This window comes from Streptomyces resistomycificus (assembly GCF_001514265.1).
Classification (GTDB): Bacteria; Actinomycetota; Actinomycetes; order Streptomycetales; family Streptomycetaceae; genus Streptomyces; species Streptomyces resistomycificus.
In genome coordinates, this window is sequence record NZ_KQ948988.1 from 45,621 (window position 1) to 70,059 (window position 24,439).

Genomic DNA, 24,439 nt, shown 5'->3' on the forward strand with positions numbered 1-24,439 from the left:
CCGGCCGTGAGGCTCGTGTTCGGCCGCCGCCCGCGGAGAGGACGCCCGTGGGTGCTCCTGCCCGGCCGCCGCCGGTGAACACGTGGGCCGTCTGCGCTCGCACCGACCGTCATCCGCGGACCCGAAGCCCGGCGGCGCCGGGGCCCGGCCTCGGCCGGCGGTGCGAGGATTTTCGGCGCTGGCGTCCGTGGTCGGCGCGGGGCCGCATGGGCTGACCGTGCCGGCGCCCGTGGCCCCCCGACCGCCTGTGCCGGCGGGCCCGGCGTCCATCCGCGGTCCCCTCGACGGGCCGTGTCGTTGCCCGGCGTCCGGCCCCTCGACCCACCCCGCCCGCCCCCGCCCACGCCCGGCGTCCAGCCCTCGGCCCACCCCAACCCACGCCCGGCATCCGCCCCTCGACCTGTCCCCGCCCACGCCCGGCATCCGCCCCTCGACCTGTCCCCGCCCACGCCCGGCGCCCGCCCCTCGACCCGTCCCCGCCCACGCCCGGCGTCCAGCCCTCGACCCGTCCCCGCCCACGCCCGGCATCCGCCCCTCGACCCGCCCCCGCCCACGCCCCGCCCCGAGCCCGTCCCGCCCGTGCCGACTCTCAGCCGGCCTCGCCGTCCTCCAACGGCAGTCGGCCGGCGCCGCCCGCCGACTGCATGTCCGCGTCCAGTGCCGACAGATCCGCGTTCAGGGACGCCATCAGCTCCTCCATCTGCTGGAGCAGGCCCTTGGGCTGCCCGCTCCCCGCTTGGGGTGGCACAAACTCTTCGGACATGACGGCCTCCTCGGCCCAGGGCCCCACAGGGGGCCGACGCGGGCGACGGACGACGCTCCGGCGGCGACCGTCCGGTGCGGGCGCCGGGCGGTCCGGCTCCGCCCGGGAAACGATCACCGCCGTACCGGGTCACTGGCGATATCGGTCCCCGCGCCCGGCGTTGACGGATTTCACCCGCGCGGGCAGCGGTGTGGCGGGTGGGACCGGTGCGGTTGACCGGGATGCCGGCGTGCAGGATGGAGACATGGATCTGCGCATCTTCACCGAGCCCCAGCAGGGCGCCACGTACGACACTCTTCTCACCGTCGCCAAGGCCACCGAAGACCTGGGCTTCGACGCATTCTTCCGCTCCGACCACTACATGAAGATGGGCGACGTGGACGGCCTGCCCGGCCCCACCGACGCCTGGATCACCCTCGCCGGACTGGCCCGCGAGACCAAGCGCATCCGGCTCGGCACGCTGATGACGGCGGGAACCTTCCGGCTGCCCGGCGTACTCGCCATCCAGGTCGCCCAGGTCGACCAGATGTCGGGCGGCCGGATCGAACTGGGCCTGGGCGCGGGCTGGTTCGAGGAGGAGCACGCGGCGTACGGCATCCCCTTCCCGAAGGAGAAGTTCGGGCGCCTGGAGGAGCAGCTGGAGATCGTCACCGGTCTGTGGGCGACCGAGGTCGGCCGGACCTACGACTTCCACGGCACGTACTACGACCTCACCGACTCGCCCGCACTGCCCAAGCCCGCGCAGGGCAAGGTCCCGGTGCTGATCGGCGGCCACGGTGCCAGCCGTACCCCGCGCCTGGCCGCGCGGTACGCCGACGAGTTCAACATGCCCTTCGGCACGATCGAGGAGGCCGAGCGCCAGTTCGGCAGGGTGCGCGACGCCGCCGAGGCGGCCGGCCGCGGGGCCGACGAGATCACCTACTCCAACGCCCTCGTCGTCTGCGTGGGCAAGGACGACCAGGAGGTCGCCCGCCGCGCCGCCGCCATCGGCCGTGAGGTCGAGGAACTGAAGACCAACGGCCTCGCCGGCACCCCCTCCGAGGTCGTCGACAAGATCGGCCGCTACGCCGGGGTCGGCTCGGAGCGGATCTACCTCCAGATCCTCGACCTGTCCGACCTGGACCACCTGGAGCTGATCTCCTCGCAGGTCCAGTCCCAGCTGTCGTAGTCGTCGTCACAGCAGACGCTGTGACAGGCCTGTGGCCGGAACTGTGACCTCCGCCACAGGCGGAACGGCCGCGTACTGATGGGGTGGCCCGATGCGAAGAGCCATCCCCTTGCTGCCGGTCCTCGTCGCCGCCGTTGTGCTGACGACCGGCTGCGGATCGGAACGCGCCGGTTCCCAAAACACCGGAGCCGGCGCGTCGCCACAGGCCACGTTCTCCGATCCGGGACTGGACGGCGTACGCGTCACCGGTCTGACCGGCCCCACTCCGGCCGGTGACACCTCCGGCCTCTCCGCCGCCTACGAGGTCGCCAACGACAGCGCCGAGACCCTGACGTACACCGTGCTGTTCGACTTCACGACGGCCGCGGGCGAGGTGATGACCAACCTGGAGCAGACCGTGCGTGACGTCGGCCCCGCCCGGACCGTGCGGCGGACCGTCGAGATGCCGCCCCTGGCGCCGGGTGTCCACGACGTCACGCGGGTGAAGGTCTCCCGGGTCACCAGCGTCCCCGCCGCCGAGGCTCCGGCCGATCCGGGGGACTGCCCGTCCTCCGGGGTCCGGATCACGACGGACGAGGGGGACGCCGCGATGGGGCTGCGGGTCGTCGGCCTGTGGCTGGAGAACTGCGGTACCGCCGACTACCGCGTCGAGGGCTACCCGCAGCTGACCGTCCTCGGCGAGGACCGAAAGCCGGTCGACGGCGTCCGGATCCTCAAAGGCGGCGGCGGGCTGTCGGGCACCGGCTCCGACGACCCGCCGCGGCCCGTCACCCTGAAGCCCGGCGAGCGCGCCCGGGCCGGACTGACGTGGCGCAACACGACCGAGGCCGGCCTCCCCGCCGTCAACGCCCCCTACGTCAGGGTGCGGGCGAAGTCCGGCGCCGCACCGGTGCTGGTGACACCGCACCTCGACCTCGGGAGCACCGGAAAGCTCGGGGTCGGACCCTGGACGGCGGAGGGGCGGTAGCGGCTCCCGAATAAACGAAAGCGCCGGTCGGCAGGGCTGTGGGATCGTAGGACGGTCATCCTGCCGAGCCCCCGGGATCACCATCCCTGGGGGCTCCCGCGTGTACGACACCCGATCACGACCACCGGCCGGAGAGGCCTCCACATGTTCCTGACGATCAGTACCACCGGCACCCCCGAACGCCCCGCCACCGACCTCGGTTTCCTGCTGCACAAGCATCCCGACAAGGCGCAGGCGTTCTCCACGTCCTACGGCAAGGCGCACGTCCTCTACCCCGAGGCGGACGCCGAGCGCTGCACGGCGGCGCTGCTGCTGGAGGTCGACGCGGTGGCACTGGTCCGGCGGGGCAAGGGCAAGGGCCGGGGCGGCGCCCCGGACGCCGCGCTCGCGCAGTACGTCAACGACCGCCCGTACGCCGCCTCCTCACTGCTCGCCGTGGCGCTGAGCGGCGTCTTCTCCAGTGCGATGCGCGGCGTGTGCACCGCCAGGCCCGAGGCCGCCGTGCAGACCCGGCCGCTGCGTATCGAGGTGCCCGCACTGCCGGCCCGCGGCGGCGCCGAACTCGTCCGCAAGCTCTTCGAGCCGCTCGGCTGGGCGGTCGGTGCCGAACCGGTGGCGCTGGACGCCGAGTTCCCGGAATGGGGCGACTCGCGCTACGTCCGTCTCGTCCTGGAGTCCACCGGGCTCACCCTCGCCGAGGCACTGCGTCACCTGTACGTCCTGCTCCCCGTCCTCGACGACGCCAAGCACTACTGGGTGTCCTCCGACGAGGTCGACAAGCTGCTGCGGGCCGGTGAGGGCTGGCTGTCCGAGCACCCCGAGCAGAAGCTGATCACCAGCCGCTATCTCTCACGCCGCTGGTCGCTGACCCGGCAGGCGATGGAACGGCTCGAACTGGTGCGGCTGGCCGAGGCCGACGACAGCGAGGTCGAGGAGATCGACAACGCGGTCGCGGCGGAGGCCGAGACGGAGGAGAAGCCGACCCCGCTCGCCGTGCAGCGCCGGGACGCGATCATCACGGCGCTCCAGGCGTCCGGTGCCACCCGGGTGCTCGACCTCGGCTGTGGACAGGGCCAGTTGGTCCAGGCGCTGCTCAAGGACGCGCGGTTCACCGAGATCGTCGGCACCGACGTGTCGATGCGGGCGCTCACCATCGCCTCCCGGCGGCTGAAGCTGGACCGCATGGGGGAGCGGCTGGCCTCGCGTGTCCGGCTGTTCCAGAGCTCGCTGGCGTACACCGACAACCGGCTCAAGGGGTACGACGCCGCCGTGCTCAGCGAGGTGATCGAGCACCTCGACCTGCCGCGGCTGCCCGCCCTGGAGTACGCGGTGTTCGGCTCGGCCCGCCCGCGCACGGTGCTGGTGACCACACCGAACGTCGAGTACAACGTGCGGTGGGAGAGCCTGCCGGCCGGACACGTCCGGCACAGCGACCACCGCTTCGAGTGGACCCGCGCGCAGTTCGGCGCCTGGGCGGCCGCGGTCGCCGAACGGCACGGCTACGACGTGGAGTTCGTGCCCGTGGGACCCGACGACCCCGAGGTGGGACCGCCCACCCAGATGGCTGTCTTCTCCCTGAGCGCAGCCCCGCACACGACCGAGAAGGAGGCGAAGGCGGCATGACCGAGACGCAGACCAAGGGGCGTGTCCTGCCCGTCACCGACCTCTCCCTCGTCGTGCTCATCGGCGCGTCCGGGTCCGGCAAGTCCACCTTCGCCCGACGGCACTTCAAGCCGACCGAGATCATCTCCTCCGACTTCTGCCGCGGGCTGGTCTCCGACGACGAGAACGACCAGAGCGCCACCCGGGACGCCTTCGACGTCCTGCACTACATCGCGGGCAAGCGCCTGGCCGCGGGCCGCCGTACGGTCGTGGACGCCACCAGCGTGCAGCAGGAGTCCCGTCGGCAGTTGATCGAACTCGCCAGGCAGCACGACGTGCTGCCCATCGCCATCGTGCTCGACGTGCCGGAGGAGGTGTGCGCCGAGCGCAACGCGGCCCGCACCGACCGGGCCGACATGCCGCGCCGGGTGATCGGTCGGCACATCCGCGAACTGCGGCGATCGCTGCGCCACCTGGAGCGCGAGGGCTTCCGCAAGGTGCACGTCCTGCGGGGCGTCGAGGACACCGAGAACGCCACCGTCGTCACCGAGAAGCGCTTCAACGACCTGACCCACCTCACCGGTCCCTTCGACATCGTCGGCGACATCCACGGCTGCGCCTTGGAACTTGAGGCGCTGCTCGGCAAGTTGGGCTACGCCGACGGCGTCCACCCGGACGGCCGCACCGCGGTCTTCGTCGGCGACCTCGTCGACCGGGGCCCGGACAGCCCGGGCGTGCTGCGCCGCGTGATGTCCATGGTGAAGTCGGGCAACGCCCTGTGCGTGCCCGGCAACCACGAGAACAAGTACGGCCGTCACCTGCGCGGCCGCAAGGTCCAGCACACCCACGGCCTCGCCGAGACCATCGAGCAGATGGAGGGCGAGAGCGAGGAGTTCCGCGCCGAGGTGCGGGAGTTCCTCGACGGACTGGTCAGCCACTACGTCCTCGACGGCGGCCGGCTCGTGGTGTGCCACGCCGGTCTGCCGGAGAAGTACCACGGCCGTACCTCCGGCCGGGTCCGCTCGCACGCGCTGTACGGCGACACCACGGGCGAGACCGACGAGTTCGGGCTGCCGGTGCGCTACCCGTGGGCGGAGGACTACCGAGGCCGGGCCGCCGTGGTCTACGGCCACACCCCGGTGCCGGAGGCGACCTGGCTGAACAACACCATCTGCCTGGACACCGGTGCCGTCTTCGGCGGCAAGCTCACCGCGCTGCGCTACCCGGAGCGCGAACTGGTCGACGTACCGGCCGAGCAGGTCTGGTACGAGCCGACGAAGCCGCTGCGCAGCGAGGCGCCGGGCGGGCACGACGGACGCCCGCTCGACCTCGCGGACGTGCACGGGCGGCGGATCGTGGAGACACGGCACGCGGGCCGGGTGTCGGTGCGGGAGGAGAACGGCGCGGCGGCCCTCGAGGTCATGAGCCGTTTCGCGGTGGACCCGCGCCTGCTGCCGTACCTGCCGCCGACCATGGCACCGACGGCCACCAGCCACGTCGAGGGTTACCTGGAGCACCCGGCCGAGGCCTTCGCGCAGTACCAGGAGGACGGCGTCGCGCGGGTCGTGTGCGAGGAGAAGCACATGGGCTCGCGGGCGGTGGCCCTGGTGTGCCGGGACGCGGACGCGGCCCGCAAGCGCTTCGGCGTGGACGGCCCGACCGGCTCGCTCTACACGCGCACCGGCCGCCCGTTCTTCGACGACGAGTCGGTGACCGAACAGATCCTCGACCGCCTGCGGTCGGCGATCGACGAGGCGGGCCTGTGGGCCGAACTCGACACGGACTGGGTCCTGCTGGACGCCGAACTGATGCCGTGGTCGCTGAAGGCCGCCGGTCTGCTGCGCAGTCAGTACGCCGCCGTGGGCGCCGCCTCCCGAGCGGTGTTCCCGGGTGCGCTGGCCGCCCTGGAAGGCGCGGTGGCACGCGGCGTCGACGTGTCGGACCTGCTGGCCCGCCAGCGCGAACGGGCCGACGCCGCCTCGAAGTTCACGGACGCCTACCGGCGCTACTGCTGGACCACGGACGGCCTCGACGGCGTCCGCCTGGCGCCCTTCCAGATCCTCGCCGTGCAGGGCCGCAGCCTCGCCGGTCTCCCGCACGACGAACAACTGGCACTGCTGGACCGCCTGGTGGAGCACGACCCGACCGGCCTGCTGCAGACCACCCGGCGCCTGTACGTCGACACCGCCGACCCGGAGTCGGTCCGGGCGGGCGTCGACTGGTGGCTGGAGATGACCGGCCGGGGCGGCGAGGGCATGGTCGTCAAGCCGGTCGGCGCGGTGGTCCGCACCGAGCAGGGCCGCCTGGTCCAGCCCGGCATCAAGTGCCGCGGCCGCGAGTACCTGCGGATCATCTACGGCCCGGAGTACACCCGCCCGGACAACCTCAGCAGGCTCCGCGGCCGCTTCCTGAACCACAAGCGGTCCCTCGCGATCCGCGAGTACGCGCTCGGCCTGGAGGCGCTTGACCGTCTGGCCGAGGGCGAGCCGCTGTGGCGGGTGCACGAGGCGGTGTTCGGGGTGCTGGCGCTGGAGTCGGAGCCGGTGGACCCTCGGTTGTGAGCCGAACCGCCGGCGACACGTGCGGGTGGGCGACGCGAAGGCCCGCCCACCCGCCTTGTGCGCGAGGGGTGTTCGCCCCGCCCGCACACTCCCCCTCTCATCCGACCAACCGCAACCGCTCCCGGCGGACACCCACCCGCAGCGACTGTCCCCACCGCAGTTCCAGCGCGTCCGACTCCATACCGTCGCCGAAGGCGATCAGGTGCTCGGACTCGACGGTGAGGTGCAGGAAGGCGTTGGCCGGGAGTTCGCCGGACACCAGCGAGGTACCGGTGGCCGGCGACGGCCAGGCCTCGCGGACGAACCAGAGCAGGCGGTCCTCCGTGGGGTGGGGCAGGGACAGGGTGCTGTTCCGCTCCTGCCACACCGACCGGATCCATCCGGTCGCCCCGGTCCCCGTCCCCACCAGCACCCCGGAGGAGGCCTGGGCCTCGACGACACCCCCGTCGCCCTCCAGGCCCAGGCGGTATCTGGCCGTCTGATGTCCGACGGCCGCGAGACAGATCTCGTTGAGCGCGACCAGCCGCTGGGTGTCGTCGGCGACGGCCTCGACCATGGTGAGTTCGTCCACGTGGCCGGTCAGGGCCGCCGGGATCAGCGCGCTCGCGTCGGCGGGACGGTGCCTTACCAGCACACCCGGGTTGCGCCCCGGATCCGTGTCGATGCCGATCACCGGTTGGCCCGCCAGGTACTTGGCCACGTTCGCCACCAGCCCGTCCTGTCCGACGACGACCACCACGTCCTCGGGCGCGAACAGGAAACGGTCCAGGTCGGTTCGCTCCACCCGGGCTTGACGCCAGGTCAGCGGGACCGCGGCGCCGACCTCGGCCAGCGCCTGCCGGGTGCGGCGGTGCCGCTCGGCCAGTTCCGTGATGTCCCGGCCCCGGGAGGACAGGAAGAACGCGGCCTGGCCGTGAGTGCCGTGCCGGGCCACCAACTCCTCGTACTCCGTGGTGCGACGGACGAACACGACCCGGGGCGCCAGGCTCACGCCCGCTCCTGCGCGGCCAGCTTGGCCAGCAGGCCCGTCAGCACGTCAGGCGACACGGTCACGCTCTCGATACGCGGCAGGTTCTCCGCGACCCGTGCCCCGGTGAGCGCGTGCAGCGTCGCCACGTCGACCTCCGCGTGCACCCGCAACCACGCGGCCTGCGCCTGAGCCCGTGCCTCACCGACCTCCCGGGCCCCTTCCGCCTCGGCCCGGGAGAGCTGTACGGCACGGGCCGCCTCCGCCTGAGCGAGCTTCACCGCACGGTCCGCCTCCGCCTGGGCCCGCACCGCGTCCGCCGCCGCGTGTTCCTCGGCCTCCCGGCGGGTGTTGGTGCCGCGCTGGTCGACCAACTGCTCCTCGCGGCGGGCGAGTTCGATCTGGCTGGCCAGCTCGTTCTCGGCGATGGCCCGTTCCCGCTCCACCGCCACCGCCCGGCGCTCGTAGGTCGCCCGGTCCGCCTCCTGCTGGATCTGCTCGCGGGCCGGCGTGCGCAGCGCGCGTTCCACCTCCGGCTCCGGACGCAGCGCCACCACGCGTACGGCGACCACCTCGATGCCGGTCGCGGGCAGTCGCGGCTCGGCGGCCAGTCCGGCCGCGATCCGCTCGCGCACCGAGGTGACACCGTCGACCAGCGCGGCCGCGAGCGGGGTGCGCGCCAGGACGTCCAGCGCGTGCTGCTGGGCCGTCTCGGTGAGCAGGGTGCCGAGCTGTTCCAGCGGGGCGCCACGCCACACGCCGGTGTCCGGGTCCACGGAGAAGTCGAGGCGGGCGGCGGCGACAGCCGGGTCGCTGATCCGGTAGGTGACGGTGGCCTGCACCGCCACGTCCTGGAAGTCGGCGGTGCGGGCGTGGAAGGTCATCGCCAACTCCCGGTCGTCCACCGGTACCTCCGACAGCGCGGCGGTCAGCGACCGGAACCAGAAGCTCAGCCCCGGCCCGTCGTGTACCAGCCTGCCCGCGCGGTGGTGCCGGATGTGGGCCGTGGGCGCGCCGCGCAGATGGCGCCAGCCGAGGCGCCGGGTGATGTCGGCCATGAGAGATCCCCTCGTTTTTCGTCTGTTCGACGATAAGGGGGGAGTGTGCTTAACGTCAATGGGACGAAAACAAGAGGGGGTGGAATCACGTGAGCGACGGGTCAAGACGCCCGTCGATGGTCAGGATGGAGGCATGGGATTCCATGTCGACTCCGAGGCCGGGCGGCTGCGCCGCGTCATCCTTCACCGGCCGGATCTCGAGCTCAAAAGGCTCACCCCCAGCAACAAGGACGCTCTCCTCTTCGACGACGTGCTGTGGGTGCGCCGGGCGCGCGCCGAGCACGACGGGTTCGCCGACGTGCTGCGTGACCGCGGCGTCGACGTCCACCTCTTCGGCGACCTGCTCGCCGAGGCCCTGGAGGTGCCCGCGGCGAGAACGCTCGTCCTGGACCGGGTCTTCGACGAGAAGGAGTACGGAGTACTGGCCACCGATCACCTCCGGGCCGCCTTCGAGACCCTGCCCGCCGGTGAACTGGCCGAGGTGCTGGTCGGCGGCATGACCAAGCGGGAGTTCCTCGACGCGCACGCGGAGCCGACCTCCGTGCGCTTCCACGTCATGGAACTCGACGAGTTCCTGCTCGGCCCTCTGCCCAACCACCTCTTCACCCGTGACACCTCCGCCTGGATATACGACGGGGTCTCCATCAACGCGATGCGCTGGCCGGCCCGGCAGCGCGAGACCGTCCACTTCGAGGCGATCTACCGGCACCATCCGCTGTTCCGTGACGAGACGTTCCGCGTCTGGTCCGAGGGGCAGGCGGACTACCCGTCCACCATCGAGGGCGGCGACGTCCTCGTCATCGGCAACGGGGCGGTCCTCATCGGCATGAGCGAACGCACCACGCCCCAGGCCGTCGAGATGCTCGCCCACAAGCTGTTCGCCGCGGGCTCGGCCGAGACCATCGTGGCCCTCGACATGCCCAAGCGGCGGGCCTTCATGCACCTCGACACCGTGATGACGATGGTCGACGGCGACACCTTCACCCAGTACGCCGGGCTCGGCATGCTCCGCTCGTACACCATCGAGCCGGGCGTCGGCGACAAGGAGCTCAAGGTCACCGACCATCCGCCGGAGCACATGCACCGCGCGATCGCCGCCGCGCTCGGCCTCAGCGAGATCCGGGTGCTGACCGCCACCCAGGACGTGCACGCGGCCGAGCGCGAGCAGTGGGACGACGGCTGCAACGTGCTGGCCGTCGAGCCGGGAGTCGTCGTCGCCTACGAGCGCAACGCCACCACCAACACCCACCTGCGCAAGCAGGGCATCGAGGTCATCGAGATCCCGGGTAGCGAGCTGGGACGGGGCCGGGGCGGGCCGCGCTGCATGAGCTGCCCGGTCGAACGGGCGGCCGTATAGAAATGCTGCTCGTCGTATAGACTTCCAGGGTATTTGTTCTCGTATCCCTGGAGCGCCCCCCATGGCGACAGTCCCGACCGCCCTCGCCGGGCGCCACTTCCTCAAGGAGCTCGACTTCACCGAGCAGGAGTTCCTCGGTCTGATCGAGCTGGCCGCCGAGCTGAAGGCCGCCAAGAAGGCCGGGGACGAGACGCGTCACCTGCGGGGGAAGAACATCGCGCTGATCTTCGAGAAGACCTCGACGCGCACCCGCTGCGCGTTCGAGGTCGCCGCCGCCGACCAGGGCGCCTCGACGACGTACCTCGACCCGTCGGGCTCGCAGATCGGCCACAAGGAGTCCGTGAAGGACACCGCACGGGTGCTGGGCCGGATGTTCGACGCGATCGAGTACCGCGGTGACAGCCAGGCCGGCGTCGAGGAGCTCGCCGCGTACGCGGGCGTGCCGGTCTACAACGGCCTCACCGACGACTGGCACCCCACCCAGATGCTGGCCGACGTTCTGACGATGACCGAGCACAGTGCCAAGCCCGTCAAGGAGATCGCCTTCGCCTACCTCGGCGACGCCCGCTTCAACATGGGCAACTCCTACCTGATCACCGGCGCGTTGCTCGGCATGGACGTCAGGATCGTCGCTCCCCAGGCGTACTGGCCCTCCGAGGAGATCATCGGGCAGGCCCACAAGCTCGCCGAGACCAGTGGCGCCCGCATCACCCTCACCGAGAAGCTCGCCGAGGGGGTCGTCGGCGCCGACTTCGTCGCCACCGACGTGTGGGTCTCCATGGGGGAGCCCAAGGAGGTCTGGGCCGAGCGGATCGCCGCGCTCGCCCCGTACGCCGTGACCATGGACGTCCTGCGCGCCACCGGCAACCCGGACGTGCGGTTCCTGCACTGCCTGCCCGCCTTCCACGACCTGGGCACCAAGGTCGGGCGCGAGATCTTCGAGAGCCACGGCCTGAGGTCGCTGGAGGTGACGGACGAGGTGTTCGAGTCGGCGCACTCGGTCGTCTTCGACGAGGCAGAGAACCGGATGCACACCATCAAGGCGATCCTCGTGGCCACCCTGGCCTGACCAGGCCCTTAGGGGTCCTTTCACTATGCCCGTCCGGGTCGCTCATAGTGAAAGGACCCCTAAGCTGTCAGGCGGCCCGGAGCCACCCCTTCCGCGGCCGCCGCGCGACCCACCCCGTCGCACCCGTACCACCAGAAACGAGCACCACCCGTATGCCCCGCATCAAGTCGCCCCAGCTCCTGGTGGCCGAATCCGGCACCGACCGCGAAGGCCACGGCCTCCGTCGCACCATGGGCCTGTTCCAGCTGATCTGCTTCGGCGTCGGCGCGATCGTCGGCACCGGCATCTTCGTCGGCCTGTCCGACTCCGTGGCCCAGGCCGGACCGGCCGTCGTCGTCTCCTTCGTCCTGGCGGCCGTCACCTGCGTCTTCACCGCGTTCGCGTTCGCCGAGCTCGGCGGCGCGATCCCGGTCTCCGGATCCTCGTACTCCTTTGCCTACGCCGGCCTCGGCGAGAGCACGGCCTTCCTGGTCGGCTGGTGTCTGCTCCTCGAATACGGCGTGTCGGTGTCCGCCGTCGCGGTCGGCTGGAGCCAGTACGTCAACGAACTCCTCGACAGCCTCCTCGGCCTGCGGCTTCCCGACGCCCTCTCGGCCGGTCCCGGTGACGGCGGGGTCGTCAACCTCCCGGCCGTGATCGTCATCGCCCTGGCCGCCGTACTCCTCGTCCGCGGGGTGCGGGAGAGCGCCCGGGCCACCGCCGCGATGGCGGTCCTCAAGCTGGCCGTGCTCGTCGCCTTCTGCGCGATCGGCTTCACCGCGTTCCAGGACGGCAACCTCACGCCGTTCTCCCCGGCGGGCCTCGGCGGCATCGGCGCGGGCACCACGGCCGCCTTCTTCTCGTACATCGGATTCGACGCGATCACCACGGCCGGCGAGGAGGCGAAGAACCCGCGCCGCGACATCCCGGTCGCGATCCTCGTCTGCATCGGCCTGGTCACCCTGCTGTACTGCGCGGTCGCGCTCGCCGCGATCGGCGCCATCGGCGGCGACCGGGTCGGCGGCCGGCCCGCCGCGCTGTCGCACGTCGTCGACGAGGTCACCGGCTCGGGCGTCGGCGGCGGCGTGATCGCCTTCGGCGCCGTCGTCGCCATCGCCTCGGTCGTCCTGGCCGTCATGTACGGCCAGACCCGCATCCTGATGTCCATGTCACGGGACGGACTGATCCCGCGCGTCTTCGAGAAGGTCTCGCCCCGGACCGCCACGCCGGTGGCCGGCACCCTGATCGTCGCGGTCGTCTTCGCGGTCCCGGCGGCCTTCGCCTCGCTGGACTCGGTGGTCAACCTGTGCACCATCGGCACACTCGCCGTGATGGCCGTCGTCAACGTCGCGGTGCTCGCGCTGCGGCGACGGGAGCCGGGCCTGGCCCGCACCTTCCGGGTGCCGCTGTATCCGGTGACACCGCTGCTGGGCGTCGGCTTCTGCCTCTACCTGATGTACGAGACGGGCGGCACGACCTGGATCCAGTTCGCGGCGTTCCTCGCGGCGGGACTCCTGGTGTACGTCCTCTACGGGCGCCGCAACTCCCGGCTCACCGCGGCCGGCGCACCCGTCACGCCCGACGCCGCTGAGCGGGCACCGTCGGCAGTGTGAACCACACCGCCTTGCCGGACTCGGTGGGGCGGTGACCGCAGGACGAGCTGAGCGCGCGGATCAGCAGCAGCCCGCGCCCGTGCTCCTGCCAGGGGTCGGGCTCGGTGTCCAGCGGGCGCGTGAGATGACCGGGCGGCGCCGGGTCGGGGTCGTGCACCTCCACCTGGCAGCCGGTCGGCAGCAGTTCCACCACGAGCTCGATGGGCGCGTCCCCGGTGGTGTGCTCGACGGCGTTCGCCACCAGCTCCGCGGTCAGCAGCTCCGCGGTGTCGCTGTCGGCCCCGTGATCCAGCTCGGCCAGCGCCGTGCGCACCAGGGCACGGGCCACCGGCACGGCCGCGGCGGAGTGCGGCAGCGCGATGCGCCAGGAGGCGGAGGCGGCGGGGCGTTCGTACAAGGCGGGTCCGTTCATGAGCAGGCTGTCCTGCTTTCAACCGTATGAATGGTACGGCGCCGCCCGGCCGAGACGTCCGACGGGCACCGTCCGGGACCTTCGGCCCCGTTGCGGGCGGCTTACCCGGGTGAACGGCGGGCCTCGCGCGGTTGCTCCCGCCGTTACGGGGGTGTCGACGAGCCGTGACGGATGTGACCGGGCCGGGTCACATCCGCGGTCGTGTACCGGCGTCGGCCGCCCCATCGTCATATCGCGCACTCGTGACGACAGTCACAGATGAGTGATAACGTCGGGGGACAGAGCTCCGTGAGGCAGTGCCCGCCACCCGAAAGAGGAGGCCGCACCTCGTGAGTCCCTTCACCGGCTCCGCCGCCCGCACCCCCCACTGGCAGCACCTGAGCGTCGACCTCTCCGACGGCGTCGCCACCGTCACCCTGGCCCGCCCCGACAAGCTGAACGCCCTGACCTTCGGCGCCTACGCCGACCTGCGCGACCTGCTCGCCGAGTTCTCCCGGGAGCGGTCCGTGCGCGCCCTGGTACTGGCGGGGGAGGGGCGCGGCTTCTGCTCCGGCGGCGACGTCGACGAGATCATCGGCGCCACCCTGGCCATGGACACCGCCCAGCTCCTGGACTTCAACCGGATGACCGGGCAGGTGGTGCGGGCGGTACGGGAGTGCCCGTTCCCGGTGATCGCGGCCGTGCACGGGGTGGCGGCGGGCGCGGGCGCGGTACTGGCCCTTGCCGCGGACTTCCGGGTCGCGGACCCCTCGGCCCGCTTCGCCTTCCTCTTCACCCGGGTCGGCCTGTCGGGCGGCGACATGGGCGCGGCCTACCTGCTGCCCCGGGTCGTCGGCCTCGGCCACGCGACCCGGCTGCTCATGCTCGGCGAACCGGTCCGCGCCCCCGAGGCCGAGCGGATCGGCCTGATCAGCGAGCTGTCGGACGAGGGCCGGGCGGACCAGGCCGCCCACGCGCTGGCCCGCCGCCTGGCCGAGGGCCCGGCACTGGCGTACGCCCAGACGAAGGCGCTGCTGACCGCCGAACTGGACATGCCCCTGGCGGCGGCGGTCGAGCTGGACGCCGCCACCCAGGCCCTGCTGATGAACGGCGAGGACTACGCCGAGTTCCACGCGGCGTTCCAGCACAAGCGCCCCCCGAAGTGGCGAGGGCGGTAACCGTGTCCACCTCAGGGGCACGGACCATCGCGGTCGTCGGCGGCGGCCCGGGCGGTCTGTACGCCGCCGCCCTGCTGAAACGTCTCCGCCCCGACCGTGAGGTCACCGTCTGGGAACGCAACGCCCCCGACGACACCTTCGGCTTCGGAGTGGTCCTCTCCGACGAGACCCTCGGCGGCATCGAGCACGCCGACCCCGCGGTCTACGCGGCCCTGCAGCGGCACTTCACCCGCTGGGACGACATCGACATCGTCCACCGGGGCACCCGCCACACCTCCACTGGCCACGGGTTCGCCGCCCTGGGCCGCAGACGACTCCTCGAGATCCTGCACGAGCGCTGCCATGAACTCGGCGTCGGACTGCGCTTCTCCACCGAGGCACCCGACCCGGCCGGGCTCGCGAAGTCCCACGACCTCGTCGTCGCCGCCGACGGCGTCAACAGCACCACCCGCGAGGCCTACGCCCAGGTCTTCCGGCCCCGGGTGACCGCCCACCGGTGCCGCTACGTCTGGCTCGCCGCCGACTTCGCCCTCGACGCCTTCCGCTTCGAGATCGTCGAGACCGAGCACGGTGTGATGCAGTTGCACGGCTATCCGTACGCCGCCGACGCCTCCACCGTGATCGTCGAGATGCGCGAGGAGGTGTGGCGGGCGGCGGGCTTCGAGGAGTGCGACGAGCGGGAGTCGGCCGACCGCTGCGCCAAGATCTTCGCGGACGCGCTGGGGGGCCGGCCGCTCCGGTCCAACAAGTCCGCCTGGACCACCTTCCGTACGGTGGTCAACGAGCGCTGGTCGCACGGCAACGTGGTCCTGCTGGGCGACGCCGCGCACACCGCCCACTTCTCCATCGGCTCCGGCACCAAGCTCGCCGTCGAGGACGCCCTGGCACTGGCCGCCTGCCTGGAGGAACAACCGTCGCTGGGAAGGGCCTTGGCGGCCTACGAGGAGGAACGCAGGCCCGTCGTCGCCTCCACCCAGCGGGCCGCCCGCGCCAGCCTGGAGTGGTTCGAGAACCTCGGCCGGTACCTCCACCAGCCGCCCCGCCAGTTCGCCTTCAACCTCCTCACCCGCAGCCGCCGCGTCACCCACGACAACCTCCGCCTGCGGGACACCCACTTCACCGAGGCCGCGGAGCGCGAGTTCGGCTGCCCGCCCGGCACACCCCCGATGTTCACGCCGTTCAGACTGCGCGGCCTGACCCTGCGCAACCGGGTCGTCGTCTCGCCCATGGACATGTACTCGGCCACCGACGGCCTGCCCGGCGACTTCCACCTCGTCCACCTGGGCGCGCGGGCCCTCGGCGGTGCCGGGCTGGTGATGACCGAGATGGTGTGCGTGTCCCCGGAGGGGCGGATCACCCCCGGCTGCACCGGCATCTACACCGGAAGGCAGACGGAGGCCTGGCGGCGGATCACCGACTTCGTGCACGCCCAGGCACCCGGCACCGCGATCGGCGTACAACTCGGCCACAGCGGCCGCAAGGGCTCGACCAAACTGATGTGGGAGGGCATCGACGAGCCCCTGGACGAGGGCAACTGGCCGCTGGTGGCCGCCTCCCGGATCCCGTACAGGCCACACAGCCAGACCCCGCGCGAGCTGTCGCGCGCCCAGCTCACCGACCTCCGCCAGCAGTTCGCCTCGGCCGCCTGGCGTGCCGCCCGGGCCGGGTTCGACCTCCTCGAACTGCACTGCGCGCACGGCTACCTGCTCTCCGGCTTCCTCTCCCCGCTGGCCAACCGCCGCACCGACGCCTACGGCGGCTCCCTGGACCGGCGGCTGCGCTTCCCGCTGGAGGTCTTTGACGCCGTACGCGCGGTGTGGCCGGAGGAGAGGCCCCTGACCGTCCGGATCTCCGCCACCGACTGGGCCGAGGGCGGCACCACCCCCGAGGACGCCGTCGGGATCGCCCGCGCCTTCGCCGCGCACGGAGCCGACGCGATCGACGTGTCGACCGGGCAGGTCGTGGCGGACGAACGGCCGGAGTACGGGCGGTCGTACCAGACACCGTTCGCCGACCTGATCCGCCACGAGGTGGGCGTCCCGGTGATCGCGGTCGGCGCGATCTCCTCCTGGGACGACGTCAACTCCCTGATCCTGGCAGGCCGTACGGACCTGTGCGCGCTCGCCCGGCCGCACCTGTACGACCCGCACTGGACCCTGCACGCCGCCGCGGAGCAAGGCTACGAAGGACCGGCTGTCGGTTGGCCGGCGCCCTACCGGGCGGGCAGCCGACGCCCGCAGACCGGACGCGGCGACGCCCCCAAGCCCCGACTGGCGCTGGGGACCTGAGGGCGGCCGAGGTGTTCGGTGCGCGGGATCACCGGCCGTTCGAACTCGCTAGGTAGGAGACTTGAGAAGAGGGGCAGAGGAACCTGGGTTCCCTTTGGCGCCTGTGTCGTGCGCGAGGTCATACACCTCTGCTGGGGTCAGACGCCCACGAAGGCGGCCCCCGCGTCCCGCAGCCGCACGTGCAGCTCCCGGAAGACCGCGGCCGAGCGGGCACCCGGCCAGCCCGAGGGGAGCAGCCCGGCGGGCAGCCCCGGGTCGGCGTAGGGGAGGTGGCGCCAGGTGTCCAGGGCGAGGAGGTAGTCGCGGTACGCCTCCTCGGCCGGGGTGTCGGCGCGCCGCTCCCAGTCGCGCAGCACGCGCGCGTGGCGGTCGAGGAACGCCTCGTGCTGCTTGGCGATGGCCGCCAGGTCCCACCAGCGGGCGACCGCCTCCGCCGTCGGGGCGAAGCCGAGGTGCTCGCCGCGGAAGAAGTCGACGTACGGGTCCAGGCGCAGCCGCTGGAGGGTGTGCCGGCTCTCCTCGTACAGCCGGGCCGGAGCGATCCACACGCCCGGGGCCGCGGTGCCGAAGCCGAGCCCGGCCAGCCGGGACCGCAACACGTGCCGCTTCTGCCGCTCGGACTCCGGCACGGAGAACACCGCGAGGACCCAGCCCTCGTCGTCCGGCGGTGTCGTGGCGTAGATGCGCCGGTCGCCGTCGTCGAGCAACTGGCGGGCTTCGGCCGACAGCTCGTAGCCCGCCGCGCCCTGTGCCGTACGGGCCGGCAGGAGCAGTCCGCGGCGTTTGAGCCGGGACACGGACGAGCGGACGGAGGGGGCGTCGACCCCGACCGCTGCCAGCAGTCGGATCAGCTCGGCGACGGGCACCGGGCCGGGCATGAAGCGCCCGTACGCGCCGTAGAGCGTGACGATGAGAGACCGTGGTGCATGCTGGTCGGACACGTTGATCATCTTAGGTCGTCGGCATCACTGCTGGTCACCATCGGTGTCCCCGTCGTGGCCGGACGCGGTGCGCAGCCGGAACCGCTGCAGCTTGCCGGTCGCCGTGCGCGGCAGCGCGTCCATGAGGACGATCTCGCGCGGGCATTTGTAGGGCGCCAGTTCGGACCGGACGAAGCCGCGCAGGGCCTCGGTGTCCCGCTCGGCGCCCTCCCTGAGCACGGCGTAGGCCACCACGACCTGTCCGCGCGCCTCGTCGGGCCGCCCCACGACGGCTGCCTCCAGTACGTCCGGATGGCGCATCAGCGCGTCCTCGACCTCCGGGCCGGCGATGTTGTACCCGGCCGAGATGATCATGTCGTCGGCGCGGGCGACGTACCGGAAGTAGCCGTCGGGCTCGCGGACGTAGGTGTCCCCGGTGATGTTCCAGCCGTCGCGCACGTACTCCCGCTGTCGCGGGTCGGCGAGGTACCGGCAGCCGACCGGCCCGCGCACGGCCAGCAGGCCGGGTTCGCCGTCGGGCACCGGCGTGCCGTCCTCGTCCTGCACGCGCGCGTGCCACCCCGGCACGGGCACGCCCGTCGTGCCCGGCCTGATCTGCTCGTCGGCCGCCGAGATGAAGATGTGCAGCAGCTCGGTGGCGCCGATGCCGTTGATGACCCGCAGCCCGGTCCGCTCGCGCCAGGTGTGCCAGGTGAGGGCCGGGAGGTTCTCGCCGGCGGAGACGCAGCGGCGCAGCGAGGAGACGTCGTGCCCGTCGAGCTCGTCCAGCATCGCGCGGTAGGCGGTCGGCGCGGTGAACAGCACCGACACCCGGTGTTCGGCGATCGCGGGCAACAGCTGTCTGGGCCCGGCCTGTTCGAGGAGCAGCGCGCTCGCGCCGACCCGCATCGGGAAGACGACCAGTCCGCCGAGACCGAAGGTGAAGCCCAGGGGCGGGCTTCCGGCGAAGACGTCGTCGGGGTGTGGCCGCAGCACATGGCGCGCGAAGGTGTCCGCCGTCGCCAGCACGTCCCGGTGGAAGTGCATGCAGCCCTTGGGGCGGCCGGTGGTGCCGGAGGTGAAGGCGATCAGCGCGACGTCGTCGGCCGCGGTCTCCACGGCGGTGTACGGCTCCTCGGAGGCCGCCCGGTTCAGCAGGTCGTCGGGCCCGTCACCGCCGTACGCCGTGATCCTCAGCCCCGGTATGTCGGCCTTGGCGAGGTCGTCGACGGCCCGGATGTCGCACAGCGCGTGCCGCACCCGGGCGATCTCGCACATCGTGGCCAGTTCGAGCGGGCGCTGCTGGGCCAGCACGGTGACGGCGACCGCTCCCGCCTTCAGCACCGCCAGCCAGCAGGCCGCCAGCCAGGGGGTGGTGGGGCCACGCAGCAGGACGCGGTTGCCGGGGACGATGCCCAGGTCGCGGGTGAGGGTGTGCGCGATGCGGTCGACGCGGGTGCGGAGGTCGCCGTACGTCCACGTCCCGGCCGCGGGTGTGCGGAACACCGGTCGCTCCGCGGCCGGCCCGGCGAGCAGCTCGGCGGCACAGTTCAGCCGTTCGGGGTAGCGCAGCTCCGGCAGGTCGAAGCGGAGCTCGGGCCACTGGTCGGGAGGCGGGAGGTGGTCGCGGGCGAAGGTGTCGACGTGGGCCGAGGGGTTCATCGGCGGTTCGCCCCCTTGCCTTGTGGGCGTCGGTGGTGGGCATGCCGGGTGGGTTCGCACAAGGAGCGTATCGTGTTGGTGACGGCAGTCAACGGGGCGCGATATCGTCGGGGGAGTGGCCGCAGGGTCGCGGGGAGAGAGGACGGCAATGCCCGCATTCTCACTCGAACCATCACAGACCGCCTGGGCCGCGGAGCTGCGCGCCCTGGCCGTGGACCGGCTGCGTCCCCTCGCGGAGAAGAGCGAACCCGGGCACGTCAACCGCCCGCTCCTCGCCGAACTCGGCCAACTCGGCCTCCTTCCACGCCTGTTCGGCTCGGGCGCCCTCGACCTCTGTCTGATGCGGGAGTCCCTCGCCCAGGCCTGCACCGAGGCGGAGACCGCCCTCGCCCTCCAGGGCCTGGGCGCCCATCCGGTCCACGCCCACGGCACCCCGGCCCAGCGCGACCGCTGGCTGCCCCGGGTGGCCGACGGCACGGCGGTGGCGGCCTTCGCCCTCAGCGAGCCGGGCGCGGGCTCGGACGCGGCGGCCCTGAACCTGCTCGCTCGCCCGGAGGAGCCGGACGGCGGTGGGGCACCCCCGGGGGCCCCGGCCGGTGATCCGGGGACGGACGCCCTCGCCGCCACCCCCGACGGCCCCGTCCGCTGGCGGCTCACCGGGGAGAAGTGCTGGATCTCCAACGCCCCCGAGGCCGACTTCTACACCGTCTTCGCCCGCACCACCCCCGGCGCCGGCGCCCGTGGCGTCACCGCGTTCCTCGTTCCCGCCGAGCGGGCCGGACTGACCGGCGCCGCCCTCGACATGCTCTCGCCGCACCCCATCGGCAGCCTCCGCTTCGACGCCGTGGCGGTGACCGCCGACGACGTGCTCGGCGAGGTCGACCGCGGCTTCCGGGTCGCCATGGGCACCCTCAACCTCTTCCGCCCCAGCGTCGGCGCCTTCGCGGTCGGCATGGCCCAGGCGGCGCTCGACGCGACCCTCGCCCACACCGCGCGGCGGGACGCCTTCGGCGGCAAGCTGAGGGATCTCCAGACGGTCGCCCACCAGGTCGCCGAGATGGCCCTGCGCACCGAGGCGGCCCGCCTCATGGTGTACGCGGCGGCGACGGCGTACGACGAGGGCGACCCGGACGTCCCGCGGCGCGCGGCGATGGCGAAGCTGCTCGCCACCGAGACCGCCCAGTACGTCGTCGACGCGGCCGTCCAACTGCACGGCGCCCGCGCCCTGCGCCGCGGCCACCTTCTCGAGCACCTCTACCGGGAGGTGCGGGCCCCGCGTGTCTACGAGGGGGCGAGCGAGGTCCAACGCGGCATCATCGCCAAGGAGTTGTACGCGACCCTAAAAGCCCGGGAGGCCGACGCGTGAGCACGCAGCGAGTGAACCCGCCCGAACTCTCCCCGCCCACCGGCTTCTCCCACGCCGTCGTCGCCACCGGCACCCGGGTCGTCTTCCTCGCCGGCCAGACCGCCCTCGACACCGACGGCAAGGTGGTCGGCGACACCCTCCCCGAACAGTTCGAGCGGGCGCTCACCAATCTGCTGACCGCCCTGACGGCCGCAGGCGGCACACCGTCCGACCTCGCCCGCGTCACCGTCTACACCACGGACGTGGCCGCGTACCGCACCCACGCTCCCGAACTGGGCCGCGTCTGGCGGCGGTTGGCAGGCCGTGACTACCCGGCCATGGCGGTCGTGGAGGTAGTGCGCCTGTGGGACGACCAGGCGCTGGTGGAGCTCGACGGCTTCGCCGTACTGCCGTAGCCGAGCCCGCTGCCGGACGTCGCCGGTCGCGGGGCCCGCGGACCGGCTCGACCTGCCCGAGCAGGCTCAGGCGGCGATCGTCAGCCGCTCGACGGGCACCCGGTGCGGAGCGACGATCCGGCCGTCCGGCAGCAGCTCGCCGGTGTCGTCGAAGACGATCGCCCCGTCGCAGAGCAGGTTCCAGCCCTGCTCGGGGTGGGCGGCGACGACGTGCGGGGCCGCGTTGCCGGCGGTTGCGGGACACGAGGGCTGGTGAGAACACATGGCGCACCTCCACGTCGGTAGGACCCTCGGTCCGGGTCCGTGGAACAGACCATCCTCTCGCCGCGAACTCATCGGAACAGCCCGGCGCGAAGCGTGACAACACGCGGACAACACCCGGACGGTTCCGCGACCGCCGATGCGGACTCGCCACCGTTGGGGTGACGATCACGGCCTCCCGCGCCCCGGCCCGGTACCAGTGGGATCCCCCACCTCAGGAGGTCTTCCCATGTTCCTTCGCCCCGCGCTCGGTGCCGCCACCGGTTCCGCGCTGCTCCTGCTGGCCGCGCCCGCCACACTCGCGGCGCCCGCGCCCGCGTCCGCGCCCGCAGCCCCCGTCGCCGCCGCCCCGGCGACCGCCGACGCGAACGAGGCCGTGACGGTTCACCCGACGGGCCGTATCGCGGCCGACGGCACCGTCACGCTCTTCGGCACCTACCGCTGCACCGGGGGCACGGGCCCGGTGTTCGTCAGTTCGTCCGTCGCCCAGGGCACCTCGTCCGTCCGGCACGGCATCGGCGGCACCCGCGCGGTGTGCGACGGCGCCGAGCACGTCTGGCAGAACTCCGGCAAGCCGTCGTCCTCGACGACCCTCCGGGCCGGCGTGGCACACGTCGAGGCCACCCTGATGGAACTGCGCCCGCAGGGGGGTCTGCCGCTGCCCCACTTCCACGCGGCCCAGCGCCAGGACGTCACCCTGACCCAGGGCTGAGCGGACCGTCAGCCCATCAGGCCGGCGGCGACGGTGGCGCCGAGTTCCCAGCAGGCCTCGGCGTCCGCCTTGCCGGGCGCGCCCGTCACGGTCACGGCCTCGGCGGCCCGTCGCCAGCCGAGGCCGGTCGTGATCGCCTCGATGCCGCGGACCGCTCCGGTGACGTCGTTGCCGCCGTGCACGTAGTAGCCGAAGGGGCGGCCCCGCGTCGTGTCGAGGCACGGGTAGTAGACCTGGTCGAAGAAGTGCTTCAGCGCGCCGGACATGTAGCCGAGGTTCGCCGGCGTGCCGAGCAGGAACCCGTCGGCGGCGAGCACGTCGGACGCCGTGGCGGCCAGCGCGGCCCGCCGCACCACACGGACCCCCTCGATCTCCGGATCCGTCGCCCCGGCGACGACGGCCTCGAACAGCGCCTGACAGTTCGGCGAGGGCGTGTGATGCACGATCAGCAAAGTAGCCACTCCCGCACCCTGCCGTGCGGGCCCTCGGCGCGGCAACCGGGGACCACGGCGAGACGATCCCCGCCCGCGCACGTACAAAGCCCCAGGAGCCCCGTCGCAGACTCACAGGACAGGAACCATCCATGATCCCCAGCGCACACATCGGCGTCAGCGGCCTGGGCGTGATGGGCCGCAACCTGGCCCGCAACTTCGCCCGCCACGGCTACACCGTCGCCGTGCACAACCGCAGCGCGAGCCGCACCCGGCTGCTCGTCGAGGAGTTCGGCGCCGAGGGCACGTTCGTCGCGGCCGAGACGGCCGAGGACTTCGTCGCCGCCCTCGAACGGCCACGCCGACTGGTGGTCATGGTGCAGGCGGGCGCCGCCACCGACGCCGTCATCGCCGAGTTCGCCGGACTGCTGGAGCCCGGCGACATGATCATCGACGGCGGCAACGCCCACTTCGCCGACACCCGCCGCCGCGAGAGCGCGTTGCGCGCCCACGGCGTCCACTTCGTCGGCGCGGGCATCTCCGGCGGCGAGGAGGGCGCCCTCGACGGACCGTCGATCATGGTCGGCGGACCGGACGAGTCGTACGCCGTCCTCGGCCCCATGTTCGAGACCGTCAGCGCGAAGGTCGACGGCGAGCCGTGCGCCGCCCACATCGGCACCGACGGCGCCGGGCACTTCGTCAAGATGGTCCACAACGGCATCGAGTACGCCGACATGCAGCTCATCGCCGAGGCGTACGACCTGCTGCGCCAGGTCGCCGGATACACCCCTGCCGAGATCGCCGACGTCTTCCGCGGCTGGAACCAGGGGCGCCTCGGCTCGTACCTGACCGAGATCACAGCGGAGGTCCTGGCCCACACCGACGCCACCACCGGCGAGCCCTTCGTCGACGTCGTCGCGGACGCCGCCGGGCAGAAGGGCACCGGCCGCTGGACTGTGCAGACCGCCCTGGACCTGGCGGCCCCGGTCACGGCCATCGCCCAGGCCACCTTCGCCCGTGCCGCCTCCGGCCAGAGCGAACTGCGCGCCGCCTACCGCGGCCTGCCCGGCGGCACCCCTGTGCCGCTGAGCCGCACCGAGGCGGCCCGGTTCACCTCCCAGGTGGAACACGCCCTGTACGCCTCGAAGGTCATCGCCTACGACCAGGGCTGGAAGATGATCCAGGACGCGGGCGCCGAGTACGGCTGGAAGATCGACCTGGCCGCCGTCGCCGGGATCTGGCGCGGCGGCTGCATCATCCGCGCCGCCTTCCTGGACCGCATCCGCGCCGCGTACACCGCCGACCCCGGCCTGGTCAGCCTGCTCGGCGAGGAGGGCTTCGCCCGCGAGATCGGCGACGCCCAGGTGCCCTGGCGGGAGATCGTCGCCTCCGCGGCCCGACGCGGCATCCCCGTCCCGGCCTTCTCCGCGGCCCTCGCCCACTACGACACCCTGCGCGCCGACCGGCTGCCGGCCGCCCTGCTCCAGGGCCAGCGCGACTACTTCGGCGCCCACACCTACCGGCGGACCGACCGGCCCGGATCGTTCCACACCCACTGGGCCGACCCGAACCGCCCCGAGACGGCGAACTGAGCGACCACCGACCGCCCTGGCGCGGCGCCCGCCGGGCACCGGGGCGAAGGGGGTGCCCCCGGTCCACTCGCAGCGCGGGCCGCACGGCCGCCGGTACGACGCCGGCCGTATGAGTCCCGTCAAGGGTGTGGGGGCCGCC

The 24,439-nt window shown here is 72.6% G+C and carries 21 protein-coding genes; 13 read left to right on the top strand and 8 right to left on the bottom strand.

Annotated features, from left to right (window positions below; genetic code table 11):
• Positions 1 to 589: 589 nt before the first annotated feature.
• Complete coding sequence (locus AQJ84_RS43375) at positions 590 to 763, bottom strand: hypothetical protein (RefSeq protein ID WP_164873085.1); 174 nt, start codon at positions 761 to 763, stop codon at positions 590 to 592.
• A gap of 244 nt (positions 764 to 1,007) precedes the next feature.
• On the opposite strand from AQJ84_RS43375, the gene AQJ84_RS00190 reads away from it, so the two are divergent.
• The 4 genes from AQJ84_RS00190 to AQJ84_RS00205 all read left to right on the top strand — a co-directional run bounded on the left by AQJ84_RS00190 (position 1,008) and on the right by AQJ84_RS00205 (position 7,061).
• Positions 1,008 to 1,931 carry an LLM class F420-dependent oxidoreductase gene (locus AQJ84_RS00190; protein WP_030041140.1) on the top strand — a complete coding sequence of 308 codons (924 nt, stop codon included), beginning with the start codon at positions 1,008 to 1,010 and terminating at the stop codon, positions 1,929 to 1,931.
• Positions 1,932 to 2,022: 91 nt separating this feature from the next.
• Positions 2,023 to 2,898: a DUF4232 domain-containing protein gene (locus tag AQJ84_RS00195; RefSeq protein ID WP_030041141.1), complete on the top strand. Its 876-nt coding sequence runs from the start codon at positions 2,023 to 2,025 to the stop codon at positions 2,896 to 2,898.
• Between the two features lie 144 nt (positions 2,899 to 3,042).
• Positions 3,043 to 4,521 (top strand): 3' terminal RNA ribose 2'-O-methyltransferase Hen1, encoded by a 1,479-nt coding sequence (locus AQJ84_RS00200; protein WP_030041142.1) that lies wholly within the window; start codon positions 3,043 to 3,045, stop codon positions 4,519 to 4,521.
• Positions 4,518 to 7,061, top strand: a complete 2,544-nt coding sequence (locus AQJ84_RS00205; protein WP_053192923.1) for a polynucleotide kinase-phosphatase — start codon at positions 4,518 to 4,520, stop codon at positions 7,059 to 7,061. Before AQJ84_RS00200 ends, AQJ84_RS00205 begins: the two co-directional genes overlap by 4 nt.
• Positions 7,062 to 7,158: 97 nt before the next feature.
• On the opposite strand, the gene AQJ84_RS00210 is transcribed toward AQJ84_RS00205, so the two are convergent.
• Complete coding sequence (locus tag AQJ84_RS00210) at positions 7,159 to 8,052, bottom strand: NAD(+)/NADH kinase (protein ID WP_030041143.1); 894 nt, start codon at positions 8,050 to 8,052, stop codon at positions 7,159 to 7,161.
• Entirely contained in the window at positions 8,049 to 9,086 is a 1,038-nt protein-coding gene (locus AQJ84_RS00215; protein WP_053192925.1) for an SPFH domain-containing protein, read from the bottom strand. Before AQJ84_RS00215 ends, AQJ84_RS00210 begins: the two co-directional genes overlap by 4 nt.
• A gap of 133 nt (positions 9,087 to 9,219) precedes the next feature.
• Here AQJ84_RS00215 and AQJ84_RS00220 point away from each other — a divergent pair, with 133 nt between their 5' ends.
• The 3 genes from AQJ84_RS00220 to AQJ84_RS00230 all read left to right on the top strand — a co-directional run bounded on the left by AQJ84_RS00220 (position 9,220) and on the right by AQJ84_RS00230 (position 13,104).
• On the top strand, positions 9,220 to 10,443 hold the full coding sequence (locus AQJ84_RS00220) for an arginine deiminase (protein ID WP_030041144.1): 1,224 nt from the start codon (positions 9,220 to 9,222) through the stop codon (positions 10,441 to 10,443).
• 61 nt (positions 10,444 to 10,504) lie between these two features.
• Positions 10,505 to 11,512 (top strand): ornithine carbamoyltransferase, encoded by a 1,008-nt coding sequence (argF, locus tag AQJ84_RS00225; RefSeq protein ID WP_030041145.1) that lies wholly within the window; start codon positions 10,505 to 10,507, stop codon positions 11,510 to 11,512.
• A 152-nt stretch (positions 11,513 to 11,664) separates the two neighbouring features.
• Positions 11,665 to 13,104 carry an amino acid permease gene (locus tag AQJ84_RS00230; RefSeq protein WP_053192927.1) on the top strand — a complete coding sequence of 480 codons (1,440 nt, stop codon included), beginning with the start codon at positions 11,665 to 11,667 and terminating at the stop codon, positions 13,102 to 13,104.
• Here the strand turns inward: AQJ84_RS00230 and AQJ84_RS00235 are convergent.
• Positions 13,064 to 13,516, bottom strand: coding sequence for an ATP-binding protein (locus AQJ84_RS00235; protein ID WP_030041148.1), 453 nt, complete (start codon positions 13,514 to 13,516; stop codon positions 13,064 to 13,066). The two genes, AQJ84_RS00230 and AQJ84_RS00235, sit on opposite strands and share 41 nt — an antisense overlap.
• Positions 13,517 to 13,845: 329 nt before the next feature.
• Here AQJ84_RS00235 and AQJ84_RS00240 point away from each other — a divergent pair, with 329 nt between their 5' ends.
• Positions 13,846 to 14,673, top strand: a complete 828-nt coding sequence (locus tag AQJ84_RS00240) for an enoyl-CoA hydratase family protein (RefSeq protein WP_030041149.1) — start codon at positions 13,846 to 13,848, stop codon at positions 14,671 to 14,673.
• A gap of 2 nt (positions 14,674 to 14,675) precedes the next feature.
• Entirely contained in the window at positions 14,676 to 16,961 is a 2,286-nt protein-coding gene (locus tag AQJ84_RS00245) for a bifunctional salicylyl-CoA 5-hydroxylase/oxidoreductase (protein ID WP_053192929.1), read from the top strand.
• A gap of 137 nt (positions 16,962 to 17,098) precedes the next feature.
• Here AQJ84_RS00245 and AQJ84_RS00250 read toward each other — a convergent pair whose 3' ends face one another.
• Entirely contained in the window at positions 17,099 to 17,911 is an 813-nt protein-coding gene (locus AQJ84_RS00250) for a PaaX family transcriptional regulator (RefSeq protein WP_030041152.1), read from the bottom strand.
• A gap of 15 nt (positions 17,912 to 17,926) precedes the next feature.
• Positions 17,927 to 19,543, bottom strand: a complete 1,617-nt coding sequence (locus AQJ84_RS00255; RefSeq protein WP_030041153.1) for an AMP-binding protein — start codon at positions 19,541 to 19,543, stop codon at positions 17,927 to 17,929.
• Positions 19,544 to 19,691: 148 nt separating this feature from the next.
• Here AQJ84_RS00255 and AQJ84_RS00260 point away from each other — a divergent pair, with 148 nt between their 5' ends.
• The gene (locus AQJ84_RS00260; RefSeq protein ID WP_053192931.1) at positions 19,692 to 20,909 is read left to right on the top strand and encodes an acyl-CoA dehydrogenase family protein; all 1,218 of its coding nucleotides are present in this window, start codon (positions 19,692 to 19,694) and stop codon (positions 20,907 to 20,909) included.
• The gene (locus AQJ84_RS00265) at positions 20,906 to 21,304 is read left to right on the top strand and encodes a RidA family protein (protein ID WP_030041156.1); all 399 of its coding nucleotides are present in this window, start codon (positions 20,906 to 20,908) and stop codon (positions 21,302 to 21,304) included. Before AQJ84_RS00260 ends, AQJ84_RS00265 begins: the two co-directional genes overlap by 4 nt.
• A 66-nt stretch (positions 21,305 to 21,370) precedes the next feature.
• Here AQJ84_RS00265 and AQJ84_RS00270 read toward each other — a convergent pair whose 3' ends face one another.
• Positions 21,371 to 21,568 carry a DUF5999 family protein gene (locus AQJ84_RS00270; RefSeq protein WP_030041157.1) on the bottom strand — a complete coding sequence of 66 codons (198 nt, stop codon included), beginning with the start codon at positions 21,566 to 21,568 and terminating at the stop codon, positions 21,371 to 21,373.
• 226 nt (positions 21,569 to 21,794) lie between these two features.
• On the opposite strand from AQJ84_RS00270, the gene AQJ84_RS00275 reads away from it, so the two are divergent.
• Positions 21,795 to 22,277 (top strand): DUF6299 family protein, encoded by a 483-nt coding sequence (locus tag AQJ84_RS00275; protein WP_030041158.1) that lies wholly within the window; start codon positions 21,795 to 21,797, stop codon positions 22,275 to 22,277.
• An 8-nt stretch (positions 22,278 to 22,285) separates the two neighbouring features.
• Here the strand turns inward: AQJ84_RS00275 and AQJ84_RS00280 are convergent, their stop codons facing one another.
• Positions 22,286 to 22,738 (bottom strand): flavodoxin family protein, encoded by a 453-nt coding sequence (locus tag AQJ84_RS00280; RefSeq protein ID WP_030041159.1) that lies wholly within the window; start codon positions 22,736 to 22,738, stop codon positions 22,286 to 22,288.
• Between the two features lie 122 nt (positions 22,739 to 22,860).
• Here AQJ84_RS00280 and gndA point away from each other — a divergent pair, with 122 nt between their 5' ends.
• On the top strand, positions 22,861 to 24,300 hold the full coding sequence (gndA, locus tag AQJ84_RS00285) for an NADP-dependent phosphogluconate dehydrogenase (protein WP_053192933.1): 1,440 nt from the start codon (positions 22,861 to 22,863) through the stop codon (positions 24,298 to 24,300).
• Positions 24,301 to 24,439: the final 139 nt, after the last annotated feature.

Coding starts and splice junctions, on each gene's coding strand:
- AQJ84_RS43375 (WP_164873085.1), bottom strand. CDS start 763: ATGTCCGAAGAGTTTGTGCCACCCCAAGCGGGGAGCGGGCAGCCCAAG.
- AQJ84_RS00190 (WP_030041140.1), top strand. CDS start 1,008: ATGGATCTGCGCATCTTCACCGAGCCCCAGCAGGGCGCCACGTACGAC.
- AQJ84_RS00195 (WP_030041141.1), top strand. CDS start 2,023: ATGCGAAGAGCCATCCCCTTGCTGCCGGTCCTCGTCGCCGCCGTTGTG.
- AQJ84_RS00200 (WP_030041142.1), top strand. CDS start 3,043: ATGTTCCTGACGATCAGTACCACCGGCACCCCCGAACGCCCCGCCACC.
- AQJ84_RS00205 (WP_053192923.1), top strand. CDS start 4,518: ATGACCGAGACGCAGACCAAGGGGCGTGTCCTGCCCGTCACCGACCTC.
- AQJ84_RS00215 (WP_053192925.1), bottom strand. CDS start 9,086: ATGGCCGACATCACCCGGCGCCTCGGCTGGCGCCATCTGCGCGGCGCG.
- AQJ84_RS00220 (WP_030041144.1), top strand. CDS start 9,220: ATGGGATTCCATGTCGACTCCGAGGCCGGGCGGCTGCGCCGCGTCATC.
- argF (WP_030041145.1), top strand. CDS start 10,505: ATGGCGACAGTCCCGACCGCCCTCGCCGGGCGCCACTTCCTCAAGGAG.
- AQJ84_RS00230 (WP_053192927.1), top strand. CDS start 11,665: ATGCCCCGCATCAAGTCGCCCCAGCTCCTGGTGGCCGAATCCGGCACC.
- AQJ84_RS00235 (WP_030041148.1), bottom strand. CDS start 13,516: ATGAACGGACCCGCCTTGTACGAACGCCCCGCCGCCTCCGCCTCCTGG.
- AQJ84_RS00250 (WP_030041152.1), bottom strand. CDS start 17,911: ATGATCAACGTGTCCGACCAGCATGCACCACGGTCTCTCATCGTCACG.
- AQJ84_RS00255 (WP_030041153.1), bottom strand. CDS start 19,543: ATGAACCCCTCGGCCCACGTCGACACCTTCGCCCGCGACCACCTCCCG.
- AQJ84_RS00260 (WP_053192931.1), top strand. CDS start 19,692: ATGCCCGCATTCTCACTCGAACCATCACAGACCGCCTGGGCCGCGGAG.
- AQJ84_RS00270 (WP_030041157.1), bottom strand. CDS start 21,568: ATGTGTTCTCACCAGCCCTCGTGTCCCGCAACCGCCGGCAACGCGGCC.
- AQJ84_RS00275 (WP_030041158.1), top strand. CDS start 21,795: ATGTTCCTTCGCCCCGCGCTCGGTGCCGCCACCGGTTCCGCGCTGCTC.
- gndA (WP_053192933.1), top strand. CDS start 22,861: ATGATCCCCAGCGCACACATCGGCGTCAGCGGCCTGGGCGTGATGGGC.